General features: G+C 69.4%; 12 protein-coding genes and 1 tRNA gene. 3 read left to right on the plus strand and 10 right to left on the minus strand.

Annotation, left to right across the window (positions count from 1 at the left end; translation table 11 throughout):
• Nucleotides 1-21: 21 nt before the first annotated feature.
• The 5 genes from MRBLMX7_RS01325 to MRBLMX7_RS01345 are packed head-to-tail and all read right to left on the minus strand — an operon-like array spanning nucleotide 22 to nucleotide 4636.
• Nucleotides 22-1011 (minus strand): helix-turn-helix transcriptional regulator, encoded by a 990-nt coding sequence (locus MRBLMX7_RS01325; protein ID WP_363365856.1) that lies wholly within the window; start codon nucleotides 1009-1011, stop codon nucleotides 22-24.
• Nucleotides 1008-2000 carry a helix-turn-helix transcriptional regulator gene (locus MRBLMX7_RS01330; protein ID WP_363365857.1) on the minus strand — a complete coding sequence of 331 codons (993 nt, stop codon included), beginning with the start codon at nucleotides 1998-2000 and terminating at the stop codon, nucleotides 1008-1010. Before MRBLMX7_RS01330 ends, MRBLMX7_RS01325 begins: the two co-directional genes overlap by 4 nt.
• Entirely contained in the window at nucleotides 2000-2926 is a 927-nt protein-coding gene (locus MRBLMX7_RS01335; RefSeq protein ID WP_363365858.1) for a hypothetical protein, read from the minus strand. Before MRBLMX7_RS01335 ends, MRBLMX7_RS01330 begins: the two co-directional genes overlap by 1 nt.
• A 10-nt stretch (nucleotides 2927-2936) precedes the next feature.
• Complete coding sequence (locus MRBLMX7_RS01340; RefSeq protein ID WP_050720996.1) at nucleotides 2937-3956, minus strand: tRNA (adenine-N1)-methyltransferase; 1020 nt, start codon at nucleotides 3954-3956, stop codon at nucleotides 2937-2939.
• Nucleotides 3953-4636: an HAD family hydrolase gene (locus MRBLMX7_RS01345; RefSeq protein WP_363365859.1), complete on the minus strand. Its 684-nt coding sequence runs from the start codon at nucleotides 4634-4636 to the stop codon at nucleotides 3953-3955. Before MRBLMX7_RS01345 ends, MRBLMX7_RS01340 begins: the two co-directional genes overlap by 4 nt.
• A 90-nt stretch (nucleotides 4637-4726) precedes the next feature.
• Here MRBLMX7_RS01345 and MRBLMX7_RS01350 point away from each other — a divergent pair, with 90 nt between their 5' ends.
• A complete protein-coding gene (locus tag MRBLMX7_RS01350; RefSeq protein ID WP_050720998.1) occupies nucleotides 4727-5575 on the plus strand; it encodes a PAC2 family protein in 849 nt (282 codons plus the stop codon).
• Between the two features lie 31 nt (nucleotides 5576-5606).
• Here MRBLMX7_RS01350 and MRBLMX7_RS01355 read toward each other — a convergent pair whose 3' ends face one another.
• Together MRBLMX7_RS01355 and MRBLMX7_RS01360 are read right to left on the minus strand one after the other, a co-directional pair.
• Nucleotides 5607-6431: an undecaprenyl-diphosphate phosphatase gene (locus tag MRBLMX7_RS01355; protein WP_363365860.1), complete on the minus strand. Its 825-nt coding sequence runs from the start codon at nucleotides 6429-6431 to the stop codon at nucleotides 5607-5609.
• Between the two features lie 47 nt (nucleotides 6432-6478).
• The gene (locus tag MRBLMX7_RS01360) at nucleotides 6479-7774 is read right to left on the minus strand and encodes a M20/M25/M40 family metallo-hydrolase (protein WP_363365861.1); all 1296 of its coding nucleotides are present in this window, start codon (nucleotides 7772-7774) and stop codon (nucleotides 6479-6481) included.
• Between the two features lie 113 nt (nucleotides 7775-7887).
• Between MRBLMX7_RS01360 and MRBLMX7_RS01365 the strand changes: the two genes are divergently transcribed.
• Nucleotides 7888-7970 (plus strand) — tRNA-Leu (locus MRBLMX7_RS01365).
• A gap of 73 nt (nucleotides 7971-8043) precedes the next feature.
• On the opposite strand, the gene MRBLMX7_RS01370 is transcribed toward MRBLMX7_RS01365, so the two are convergent.
• Both MRBLMX7_RS01370 and MRBLMX7_RS01375 read right to left on the minus strand, forming a co-directional pair.
• A complete protein-coding gene (locus MRBLMX7_RS01370) occupies nucleotides 8044-9141 on the minus strand; it encodes a VIT1/CCC1 transporter family protein (protein WP_363365862.1) in 1098 nt (365 codons plus the stop codon).
• Nucleotides 9142-9252: 111 nt separating this feature from the next.
• Nucleotides 9253-10995: a DEAD/DEAH box helicase gene (locus MRBLMX7_RS01375; RefSeq protein WP_363365863.1), complete on the minus strand. Its 1743-nt coding sequence runs from the start codon at nucleotides 10993-10995 to the stop codon at nucleotides 9253-9255.
• 124 nt (nucleotides 10996-11119) lie between these two features.
• Here MRBLMX7_RS01375 and MRBLMX7_RS01380 point away from each other — a divergent pair, with 124 nt between their 5' ends.
• On the plus strand, nucleotides 11120-11950 hold the full coding sequence (locus tag MRBLMX7_RS01380) for an SGNH/GDSL hydrolase family protein (protein ID WP_363365864.1): 831 nt from the start codon (nucleotides 11120-11122) through the stop codon (nucleotides 11948-11950).
• 16 nt (nucleotides 11951-11966) lie between these two features.
• Here the strand turns inward: MRBLMX7_RS01380 and MRBLMX7_RS01385 are convergent, their stop codons facing one another.
• A complete protein-coding gene (locus MRBLMX7_RS01385; protein ID WP_363365865.1) occupies nucleotides 11967-12770 on the minus strand; it encodes a TrmH family RNA methyltransferase in 804 nt (267 codons plus the stop codon).
• Nucleotides 12771-12816: the final 46 nt, after the last annotated feature.

Here is a 12816-nt window from a genome sequence, read left to right on the forward strand (position 1 = left end):
TCCTTCGTCGTTTCTCACAGTCTAACCGGCGTCTGCGGCATTTGGGTCCCGGTAGAGAGCGAGTCCCGCCGCCGCCCATTCCCGGGTCGCCGTTCGTGCCACGCCGGGATCGACGACCTCGATGACGCCGCCGAAGCGTGCGGCGAGGCGTTTGACTCCACGGGGATCGGCGAGATGCAGCCGGGCCGTCACGACACCGTCGACGGACTCGACGTCGTCGCCGATGAGGAACCCGCGCAGCAGCGGGGCGATCCGTTCGGGTACGCGCACGCGGACCTCGCCCTCGTCCGCCGCGGCGGCGAACGCCTCCGGCACGTGGTCGCCCGCATGGGTGATCGGGATGTCGGTGAGGTGCGCGTCGCTGACGCGATCCAGATGGAAGGTGCGCATCGCCCGACGGAGGTGGCACCAGCCCTGCAGATACCACTGCGCGTTCGTGATGAGAACCTGCACGGGATCCACGGTGCGCGTCGTCGGCGCGGCGTCCGGCGCCTGATAGGTGAACGCGACAGCCACGCCGCTCTGAATGCCGGCGGAGACGACCTGACGGACCTCGTCGACCGCACTCGGAGCGACGACGACCTCGGCCGGCGCATCCGCGGCACCTCTCGACAGTTTCGAGATCAGCCCCGTGACGAGGCCCGAGTCGGACACGGCGGGTACGGCCGCGACCATCTGGAGTCCGGCGAGCAGCGCGGCGGCCTCTCGCGCGGTGAATCGTGGCACGCGGCGGAGGGCCACGTCGTTCGTGATCTCGATCACGTCCTCCTGGTCCAGGAGGTCCCAGTTGATGTCGAACATCTCCTGGGGCTGCTGCCAGTAACCGGAGTCACCAGGGAGGCCGATCACCGTGAGCTTCTCGACCATCTGGCGCATCTCCCGCGGAGTGACGCCGAACTCGGCTGCGGCTTCACTCAGCGACACCTGTCCGTGCTCCAGCAGGTACGGCACGAGCGTCAGATAGACGCGCACTCGATCCGCCGCGAGCAGAGGCTTCGCCGTGGCGCTCATCGGGTCACCTCCTCGGACGCGTTGGCCGCGACCACCGCGCGGAGTCGGGAGATGACGGCTTCGCGCAACGGCGCGGGTTCGACCACCCGCACCTCCGGACCGTAGGACGCGAGCTCGTCGGCGAGGATGTGCAGGTCGACGAACGGCACGCGGATCCCCTGGGTGGCGGGAGTGGCACGTCGGCCGAGCCGGAGCGACGCCTCCGTGCCGGGCGTGACCTCCAGCAGCGCGGAGTTCTCGGCGGCGACGCGCTCGAGACCGCTCAGCGCCCTCTCCCCCGCGCCGTCCCGCAGAGACGGGTCGAACGCGGTGGCAGTGACCCTGACGGCTCCGACGATCCGGCTGAGGAGGAACATCCGGTCCTCCTCGATCTCGACGTCGACGCCGAACACGTGCCACCGGGCCTCGTAGTCGACGAGTGCCAGAGGGCGGATGCTGCGTCGGCGCGGAGCGTCCTCCCCCGGCTTGAGGTAGTCGAAGACGACGACGCGGCTCCTCTCGATCGCGTCCTGCAACGGCGCGAAAGCCTCGCTGCTCGCGGTGATCCGGGGCGCGAAGCCGATGATGGGCTCATCGCCGTCGATGCCGAGCGCGCGGATCTTGCGCACGCCCGCCTGTGCGTCCCCCGACGCGGATTCGGCACTCCACACGCTGCCTGCCAGCCGCAGGACGGCGAGCTCCGCCGGCGTGAACTCGATGTCGCCGGGAAGGTCGTATTCCGCCTGAGGAATGCGATATCGAGCCTCGCGGAGGTCGTTGGGGTCTGCCTGGTCGCCGAGCGTCTCGACGGGGATGCCGAGTGTCCGCAGCTCGTCCTTGTCGCGCTCGAACATCTTCTCGAGGGCGTCGGCGCGAGCGCCGGCATCCGCGCGCTGACGGTATCCCGACACGTTGTCGAGGATCTGCTGCTTGGTGAGCCCGATCTCCGTGGCCATGAGCGCCACGACGAGGTTCGTCAGGCGCTCCTCCGCGGGGATCCGGGCGGCCATCAGCGCGCCGTCACCGCACCCAGGATGTCGATCACGTAGGCGAGGGCGGGACCGCTGTCGGTCGCCGGAGTCACCACGAGCACCTGGGAGCCGACGGTCTCGCCGACGAGCGCCTGAGCGACCTCGGGAGCCGTGGAGGGAAGGTCGAGGCTGGGGTTCGCGCCCCACGTGGTGGTCTTGACCTCGCGGTCGTCCCAGCCCACGACCGTCAGGTTGAGCAGCGGCGTCTGGTCGGCCTCGACCTTCGCACCGTCGCCCTTGATGAGCGTCTGCGTCGTCAGCTCGTCGGGAGCATCCGTGTCCGGGATGATCACGCCGGGAGTGCCGTCCGCGGCGCGCACGACGGTGGGCATGTTGCGCGCGTCATTGAACTGCAGTGCGCCATCGGCACGCGAGGGATACACCTTGAGGAGGTCGACCACGACGATCGCGGCGTCGCCGTCGTCGAGGCCCAGGCTCTTGCGCGTCTCATCGGTCACGCCGTCCGCCGGGATGCCCGCGACGATCCGCGAGCCGCCGGTCGCGCACTCCAGCACAGAGGCGAGACCCGGGAACTGCGGTGCGAGGGTCGCGATGTTCGACAGGCTCTCGGAATCGTCGGCGTACGGCGACTGGAACACCATCTCCCCGGTCGTCGCGCTGTAGATCGAGAGCTCGGTCGTCATGACCTGCGTCTCGTTCACGAGCGGGATGCCGTCGCCCACCACGATGTCCTCGAAGGACGTCTTCGGGAACTTCACCGGCGAGAACACCTCGACCTCCGGGGCGGACCCGAAGTCGCCCTCGACCGTCACCGCGCTGGAGACGGCATCCCCGTCACCGGCGCGATCGCACGAGTCGCCCGCGAAGGACGGAGCGGCAGCGCACCCGCTCAGAGCGAGGGCGGCAAGGCTGAGGGTGGCCAGAACGGCGGACGTTTTACGCACGCGCTCCAGTCTATTCCGTCAGGGGCTCCGATTCGCGCGAAGCAGCAGCGATACGCGCGCCCTCCGCGGCCTTTCCGGCCTCCCGTGCCCGCTTACGGAGGTTCTTGTCGGTGATCTCCCTGTCCCCCACCGCACCCGGCGTCCAGGCCTCGACATCGGCATCGCCGTAGCTGCTCTTCGAGGCGCGACGCTTGACCGAGGGGGCGACGGCGCCCGGAGCCAGACGACGCGCCGTGAGCAGGAAGCCCGTGTGCGCGACCATCCGGTGATCGGGGCGCACCGCGAGTCCCTCCACGTGCCAGCCCCGGACCATCGTCTCGGACGCGTCGGGGTCGGTGAAGAGGCCGGTGCCGCGGATGTACTCGGCGACCCGGGACAGCTGCGTGGCGGTGGCGACATAGCAGAGCACGACGCCGCCGGGGGTGAGGGCGTCCGCCACGGCATCCATGCACTCCCAGGGCGCGAGCATGTCGAGCACGACCCGGTCGACCGTTCCGTCTTCGAACTGCGCAGGGAGCTCTTCGGCGAGGTCCCCCACGATCACGTCCCAGGTCGAGGGCGTCTCCCCGAAGAACGTCTCGACGTTCGCGCGCGCCACGTCGGCGAACTCCTCGCGTCGCTCGAACGAGACCAGGCGGCCTTCGTGACCGATCGCCCGCAGCAGCGAGAGCGACAGCGCACCGGAGCCCACACCCGCCTCGACGACCACGGACCCCGGGAACACGTCGGCCTGCATGACGATCTGCGCGGCATCCTTCGGGTAGACGATCGCGGCGCCTCGCGGCATCGACATCGCGAAGTCGCGCAGGAGCGGTCGCAGCGCCAGGTAGTCGTGCCCGGAGCTGTTCGCGACCACCGAGCCGTCCGGGAGGCCGATCAGGTCTCGGTGGCGGAGCACACCCTGGTGCGTGTGCAGCTCGCCGTCCTCGCGGAGCGTGACGGTGTGCAGACGGCCCTTGGGACCCGTGAGCTGGACGCGGTCGCCCTCGCGGAACGGTCCGCTGGGTCGGTGCGCGCTGGTCGAGGTCATCGGGTGGCTCCCGTCATGGAGTTCTTGCGGTCGAACAGGTCGACGAGGTCGGCGGCGGTGCGGTCCTGCAGCGTCGGCCACAGCTCGTGCGCGCCCACATGGTCGAGCGGCACGATGTGCGGCACGCCCAGCGTGACGGCCCCCGAGGCGAGACCGGCACGGAGGCCGGTCGGCGAGTCCTCGATCACGACGGCATCCGCGATGTCGATGTCGAGCAGCGACGCGGCCGTGAGGTACGGCTCGGGATGGGGCTTGGGGCGCGAGACGTCGTCGCCCGCGACCACGATGTCGAACGCGTCGAACTCGATGAGCTCTGCGACGCTCATGGCCATCCGCCGCAGCGACATCGTGACCAGACCCGTCGGGATCCCCGCGGCCTTGAGATCGAGAAGCAGCTCGCGTGCTCCCGGTCGGAACGGCACTCCCTGCGTGCGCAACGCGTCCTGCACGCCGTCGGTGAGCAGAGAGATGATGGCTTCCGCCTCCATGTCCACACCGGCGTTCTGCAGGATCCCGGCGCTGTCGATCAGGCCGTTGCCGACGAGCTGCAGAGCCTGCTCATGGGACCACGTGCCGCCGAACGACTCCACGAGGGCCGTCTCCGCCGCCATCCAATAGGGTTCGGTGTCGACCAGGGTTCCGTCCATGTCCCAGAGGATCGCGCGGGGCTGTCTGCTCACCGGTCCATGTTAGCCGTGGCGCAGCCCGGTCCCCGCGCGGGCGGACTAGCCTGGAGGGATACCCCACCGGGTTCGCGAAGGGAGACCATCATGGACGTCCTCGGTTCGCGCATCATCATCGCCGCCTTCGACGGCTGGAACGACGCGGGAGAAGCGGCGAGCGGAGCGATCGCCGCGCTGCGTGAGATGAGCGAGTACGACCTCGTGCACTCGATCGACCCCGAGCTGTACTTCGACTACCAGTACACCCGCCCCGCCACGAAGATGGATGCCGAAGGGCGCCGTCAGCTCACGTGGCCGGAAGCCGGACTGTGGCGCCCCCGGGATCCGGGGCCGGGGCCCGAGTTCTGGGTGCTCACGGGCGCGGAGCCCGCGCGCACCTGGCAGGCGTTCGCCTCGGAGTTCGTCGACGTGGCGCTGCGCGACGACGTCTCGGGTCTCGTGACCCTGGGGGCGATGCTCTCCGACGTGCCGCACACCCGCCCGATCTCGATCTTCGCATCGAGCCAGAACGAGCAGGTCCGTGAGGCCCATGGTCTCGAGCGCTCGCTGTACGAAGGGCCGGTCGGCATCCTCAGCGTGTTCGAGCACTTCGCCGAATCCGCAGGCATCCCCACCGCGAGTCTGTGGGCGAGTGTGCCGCACTACGTGGCGTCCGCCGCTCCCTCGCCCAAGGTCACGCTCGCTCTGCTCGACCGCCTCGAGGAACTCACGGGTGTCGACGTGCCGCGAGACCATCTGCGCACCGAGGCGGCGGCCTGGGAGGCGTCCGTGGACGCCGCCGCGGCCGACGACGAGGACATGACCGAGTACATCCGTCAGCTGGAGCGCACGCGCGACACGTGGGACTCCCCCGACGCCTCGGGTGACGCGATCGCCCAGGCGTTCGAGCGCTACCTCAAGCGCCGTGGCGACGGCCCGTCCGACCGCAAGGGCTGACCGCAGAGGCTGACCGCCGCCTCGGGCGCGATCAGGGGGCGATGACGCCCGTGCCGAGCAGCACGAGCAGAACCGTGCCGAGCAGGATGCGGTAGATCACGAACGGCAAGAAGCTCCGCTTCGAGATGTAGTTCATGAAGAACGCGATCACGCCGAGAGCCACCACGAAGGCGATGCCGGTCGCCGCCAGCGTGTCTCCGAACGAGAAGAACGCCGGCTCGTCCCAGCTCTTGAACACCTGGTAGAAGCCACTGCCGAAGACCGCGGGGATCGCGAGCAGGAACGCGTAACGCGCCGCGGCCGCACGTTCGTAGCCGAGGAACAGACCCATCGTGATGGTGCCGCCCGACCGCGACACACCCGGGATCAGTGCGAGCGCCTGTGCGAAGCCGTAGGCAACACCGTGCGGATAGGTGAGGTCCTCGAGCTTGCGGCGCTTGGCGCCGACGTAGTCTGCGACGCCCAGCAGGATGCCGAACACGATGAGCATGACGGCGACGATCCACAGCGACCGGAACACGCTCTCGATCTGGTCCTGGAAGAGCAGGCCCAGGACCACGATCGGGATGCTGCCGATGATGATCATCCATCCCATGCGCGCGTCGGGGTCGCTCTTGGGCGCCTTGCCGATGAGCGACCGGAACCACTGGCGGATGATGCGGACGATGTCGCGCCAGAAGAACACCACGACGGCTGCCTCCGTGCCGATCTGCGTGATCGCGGTGAACGCGGCACCGGGGTCCTCCCCCGAGGGCAGGAACGTCCCGAGGATGCGCAGGTGCGCGCTGGAGGAGATCGGGAGGAACTCGGTGAGTCCCTGGACGATGCCGAGGATGAGCGCTTCGAACAGATGCATGGAGGGCCTTACGGGGTGTCAGGTGTCCGCGACGGACGCGGAAGCGCTCAGTAGGTGCGCAGCAGATCGGCCAGCACCTGCTGACCGAAGACAAGCGATTCTACGGGGACTCTCTCATCGACCCCGTGGAACATGCCCGTGAAGTCGAGGTCCGCGGGGAGACGCAGCGGTGCGAAGCCATAACCCGTGATGCCGAGGTAGGCGAGTGCCTTGTTGTCCGTGCCCGCTCCGAGCAGATACGGGATCACCGGCACGCCCGGGTCGTGGCGTCCCAGCGCACCGACCATCGCGTCGACGAGCGCGCCTGCGAACGGCGTCTCCATCCCGATGTCGCGCACCACGGTCTGGATCTCGATGTCGTCGCCGACGATCTGCTGCAGTTCCGCGAGGACGTCGTCCTCGGTTCCGGGGATCACCCGCACATCGATCAGGGCCTCGGCGCGCTCCGGGATGACGTTGTGCTTGTACCCGGCCTTCAGCACCGTCGGGTTCGTCGTGGTGCGGAAGGTCGAGCGCAGGAACGCCTCAGCGGGTCCCGCGGTCGCGGCCAGGGCGTCGGGGTCGTCGACGGGCAGCCCGCTGAGCTCGCTCAGGCCCTCCAGCAGCGCCGCGGTCGTCGCCGTGAGTCGGACCGGCCACCGGGTGCGTCCGATCGCCGCGACCGCTTCAGCAAGGCGTGTGACGGCGTTCTCCTCGTGCAGACGGCTGCCGTGCCCGGCGCGGCCCTTCGCGACGAGTCGGATCCAGATGAGGGCCTTCTCCCCCACCTGCAGGAGGTAGGCGCGACGGTCGTCGACCGAGATCGAGTAGCCGCCGACCTCGCTGATCGCCTCCGTCGCACCGTGGAACCACTCCGGGTGGTTCTGCACGACCAGCGCGGAGCCTTCGACTCCGCCATTCTCCTCATCGGCGAAGAACGCCAGGATGAGGTCGCGCTCCGGCTGCTCGCCTGCTCGCAGGATGTCCGCGACGGCGGTGAGGATCATCGCGTCCATGTTCTTCATGTCCACGGCGCCGCGGCCCCACAGCATCCCGTCCTGCACGACACCCGCGAAGGGATCGACGGTCCAGTCCTCCGCCATCGCAGGGACGACATCGAGGTGTCCGTGCACGACCAGTGCCGGCTTGCCGCGGTCGCGGCCGGGGACGCGCGCCATGACATTCGTGCGGCGAGCGATCGGCTCGTAGTACTCGACCTCGAGCCCGAGTGCCTCCAGGTAGGCGCCGACGTATTCGGCGGCCTCCCGTTCGCCCTTCGCGTCGCCGCCTCCGAAGTTGGAGGTGTCGAACCGAATGAGGTCCCGTGCTACGCGCACGACCTCGGGGAGGGACTCGTCGTTCATGTGCTCCAGGCTATCGAAGCGCCGAGGCGCGCCCGGGCGGCGGCGTCGGTTTCAGGGTGCGCTCCACGCCGTGCTAATGTAAATCCTCGTTCGGCAACGAACATCCAACACCTGCGCGGGTGGCGGAATGGTAGACGCGCTACGTTGAGGTCGTAGTGCCCGATAGGGCGTGGGGGTTCAAGTCCCCCTCCGCGCACGGACAGGCCCCGGAAGATCATCGGATCTCCGGGGCCTTCTTCGTTCCCGGATCTCGGCTGGCTCGCATCGGATCAGACCGCGCCGACGCCGAACACGAGGCCGAGCACGTACGTGATCGCCGCGGCGCCGAAGCCGATGGCGAGCTGGCGCAGCGCACGTCGGAGAGGCGGACCGCCGGACAGGATGCCGACCATCGCACCCGTCGAGAGCAGGGCGACTCCGACGAGGACGAGGGCGACGATCACCGCGGTCGCACCCTGCAGACCGAAGATCCAGGGCAGCACGGGGATGATCGCCCCGGAGGCGAACAGCAGGAACGAGGAGATCGCGGCCGTCCAGTCGCTGCCGACGATCTCGTGGTCGTCGCCGGGCCGCACGGGCACGGGCCCCGTCGCCGTGCGCTCGACGCCGGCGCGGGCGGCCGAGACGATCCGTCGAGCGCGCGCGAGCGCCTCCTCCTGGTCGATACCCCGTGCACGGTACACCAGCGCGAGCTCGTTCTCGTCGATGTCGAGGTCGGCGGCCGTCGCGGCGGCGTCCTCGTTCGCCTCCGTCGCGGCGAGCAGCTCACGCTGTGACCGCACGGAGACGAACTCCCCCGCCCCCATCGAGAGCGCGCCGGCGAGCAGCCCCGCGATGCCACTGAACAGCACGAACCCCGAGCTCACCCCCGTCGCGCCGATGCCCAGCACGAGGGCCAGGTTGCTGACGAGACCGTCGTTCGCCCCGAACACGGCCGCGCGGAACGATCCGGAGAGCCTGCGCCGTCCGCGGGCGGCGAGTCCCCGGACGACCTCGTAGTGGACCTTCTCGTCGGCCCGCATGGCGGGCGTCGCGTACTGCTCCGAGTCGTAGGGCGACCGCGCCTCCGCGCTCTGCGCGAGTGCGAGCACGAAGATCGATCCGAAGCGCCCCGCCATCCAGCCGAGGAGCCGGGAACGGAGCCCCGCGCTCGGCAGCTTCGCGGGCTCTCCGCCGAGCAGATCGAGCCAGTGCTGCTCGTGTCGACGCTCCGCCTCGGCGAGGCTCAACAGGATCTCCCGCTCCTCCCCCGTACGACGGCTCGCGAGCTTCTGGTAGACCAGACCCTCCGCGCGCTCCTCCACGAGATAGCGAGCCCACCGGCGTCGATCCGCCGCCGTCTCCTGAGCGGGTGCGGGACTGGTCATGCGGTCTCCTCCTCGGAGCGTACGGGCGCTCTCCACGCTAGCGTCGTCGCTCCCGCGCGATGATCCTGGGGCAGGTATTGCCAGGATTTCGGCGCGGTGAAGCCGACTCCGTCAGGAGCGCACCCGCTTACGCAGCACGTCGATACGCGCCTGCAGCTGGGTCACGGTCGCCTGTGCGACAGCGGGCCCTCCGCAGATACGGCGCAGCTCGGCGTGCACCGCGCCGTGCGGTTCGCCCTTCTGACGGGCGTAGAGACCGACGAGGCTGTTCAGGAGCTGTCTCTGCTCCTTGAGCGTGCGGTGCAGCGGAGCGGGCAGCGTGGTCGTCTCGGTCGGACCGGCGGATGCCTCACGTGCCTCCCGCAGGCGCGACTGGCGCGCCTGACGCTGCATGAGCAGGTCGTGCACGTGCTCGGGCTCGAGGAGGCCCGGGAACCCGATGAACTCCTCCTCCTCGGGCGTTCCCGGTTCGGCGAGCTGACCGAACTCCTTGCCCTCGAAGACCAAGCGGTCGAAATGGGCGACCGACGACAGCGCCTGATAACTGAACTCCTGGGTGAGCGCGTCGGAGGCGTCGTCCTCGCGGTTGGCGCTCTCGAGCAGCGAGTCCTCGAGACCATCGTCGTCCTTCGACTGACGATCGAGCGCGTGATCGCGCTGCTTGTCCATCTCGTTCGCAAGACCCATGAGCACCGGCACCTGCGGCAGGAACACGCTCGCGGCCTCGCCTCGGCGGCGGGCGCGCACGAAGCGTCCGATGGCCTGGGCGAAGAACAGCGGCGTCGACGACGACGTGGCGTACACCCCGACCGCGAGGCGCGGCACGTCGACCCCCTCGGACACCATGCGCACCGCGACCATCCAGCGGTCGTCGCTCGCACTGAACTTCTCGATGCGCTCCGATGCGGTGGCGTCGTCCGAGAGGACGATCGTCGGCTGCTGTCGCGTGATGCTGTGCAGGATCTTGGCGTAGGCGCGAGCGACGGTCTGATCCGTCGCGAGCACGAGGCCGCCGGCGTCCGGGACGTGATTGCGGACCTCGGTGAGACGCCGGTCGGCTGCGGACAGCACCGCCGGCATCCACTCGCCCTCAGGGTCGAGCGCGGTGCGCCAGGCCTGAGAGGTGACGTCCTTCGTGTTGTCCTGACCGAGGTGCGTCTCGAGCTCGTCTCCCGAGCTCGTGCGCCACCGCATCTTGCCTGCGTACATGTGGAACAGCACAGGACGCACGACGCCGTCGGCCAAGGCGCGACCGTAGCCGTAGTTGTAGTCCGTGCGGGAGATCCGCGCCCCGGACTCGTCGGGGTGGTACTCGACGAACGGGATCGGCGCGGTGTCGCTGCGGAACGGCGTGCCCGAGAGCAGCAGTCGCCGTCGGGCCGGGCCGTAGGCGTCGCGGATCGCGTCTCCCCAGCTGAGAGCGTCGCCGCCGTGGTGCACCTCGTCGAGGATCACGAGCGTCTTCGCGTCCTCGGTCAGATGGCGGTGCACCGAGGACTTCGCGGCGACCTGCGCGTACGTCACGACCGCTCCGTGATAGTGCCGTGCGGGCGCCCAGTGGCTGTTGCGGAACTGCGGATCGAGGCGGATGTGCACACGCGCCGCGGCGTCGGCCCACTGCGTCTTGAGGTGCTCGGTCGGCGCGACCACGATCACGCGGTTCACCTCGCCCATGCGCATGAGCTCGACGGCCAGGGTCAGGGCGAACGTCGTCTTGCCTGCGCCCGGGGTCGCGGCGACGAGGAAGTCGCGCTGATCCGCCTCGAAGTACTGCTCGAGGGCCTCCTGCTGCCAGGCGCGCAGCTTATTGGCGGTTCCCCACGGGGCACGCTGAGGGAAGGACGGAGAGAGCATCGGAACAACGATAATCGCTCCCTCCGACATCGGCGCACGCCGTCGCCGGTGTCGGGAGGCGGAGTAGGCTCGGTCACTGCGCGACCTCCACCGACGGGCGCGCGCGTTCGCGAAGGAGAGCTGGATGACCGACCAGGATTCGACTCGGACCCCCTATGTGGCCAACGAGACGCCGCACCCGTGGCGTCGTTTCGTCGCCGTGGGAGACTCGTTCACCGAGGGCATCGGCGACCCCGACCCGGCCGTGCCCGGTGGCAACCGCGGGTGGGCCGACCGCGTCGCCGAGGTGCTGTCGCAGGATGTCGACGACTTCGCCTACGCCAATCTCGCCGTGCGCGGCAAGCTCATCGCCCAGATCGTCGAGGACCAGATCGAGCCGGCGGTGGCGCTCCGCCCCGACCTCATCTCGATCTGTGCCGGAGGCAACGACGTCATCCGTCCCGGCACCGACCCGGACGCGATCTCGGTGCAGCTCGAGGATGCCGTCACGCGGCTCTCCTCCACGGGCGCCGCCGTGATCCTCTTCACCGGAATCGACACTCTGTTCACACCGGTGTTCCGCCCGTTCCGGGGAAAGGTCGCGATCTACAACGAGAACATCCGGGCGATCGCCGATCGTCACGACTGCATCGTCGCCGATCAGTGGGCGCTGAAGACCGTCCAGGACATGCGCTTCTTCGACGACGACCGGCTGCATTACAACGCGCTCGGCCACCACGAGATCGCACGGATGGTGTTGCGAGCCCTCAACGTGCCGAACGACCTCGAGTCGATGCAGCCTGAGACCATTCCGCTCCGGACGTGGCGAGAGGCCAGGGCGGAAGACCTCGGCTGGGCGCGAGAGCACCTCGTCCCGTGGGTGCTCCGCCGTCTGCGGCACCAGTCCTCAGGGGACCACGTCGCCGCCAAGCGTCCGGACGCGGCGCCCTACCTCTCCCTCTCCGACGAGAGCTGAGCCGGGTCGATCCGGCTCAGTCGTCGCCGAGCGCGTACAGCGCGACGGCTGCCGCGGAGGCGACATTGAGCGAGTCCACGCCTCCGCGCATGGGGATCGTGACGACCCGGTCCGCGAATGCGAGCTCCTCCGCAGACAGGCCGTCGCCCTCCGATCCCATCAGCAGCGCGACTCGATCGGGCCGCCGGCGCGCGTACTCGCGCAGGGAGACGGCGTCCTCCGAGAGAGCGAGCGCCGCGACCTCGATCCCCTCGGCGTGCAGAGCGGACACCGACTCCTGCCAGTCCGACATCCGCGTCCACGGCACCTGGAACACGGTGCCCATGCTCACCCGCACGCTCCGACGGTAGAGCGGGTCCGCGCAGCGAGGGGCGACGAGCACGGCATCCGCGCCGAGACCTGCTGCGGCACGGAAGGCGGCGCCGATGTTCGTGTGATCGCCGATCCCGGCGAGGATCAGCACCAGTCGCGCGTCACGGACCACCGCGGCCAGATCCGGAAGCACCGGTCGGTTCATGGCCGCGAGGGCGCCGCGGTGCACGTCGAAGCCCGCGACGGACTCGGCCACGGCATCGGGGACCTCGTACACGGGCACGTCGACGTCGCGCATGATCGAGCGGATGCCGTCGGTCCATCGTCGTTGCACCATGACCGACCGCGGACTGTGGCCCGCTCGCACGGCTCGTTCGATGACCTTCGCGGATTCGGCGATGTACAGCCCGTTGGCGGACTCGGTGCGCATGCGCAATGCGGTGTCGGTGAGGCCCCGATAGTCGTCGAGGCGCGGATCGTCGGGGTCGGTCACGAGGTGCAGGTCCACATCCCTACTGTGGCATCCCGCGCGCCGAGGTCGGACGCCCGCCTTC

The organism is Microbacterium sp. LMX7-1.2 (genome assembly GCF_040675935.1).
In the GTDB taxonomy this organism is placed as follows: domain Bacteria; phylum Actinomycetota; class Actinomycetes; order Actinomycetales; family Microbacteriaceae; genus Microbacterium.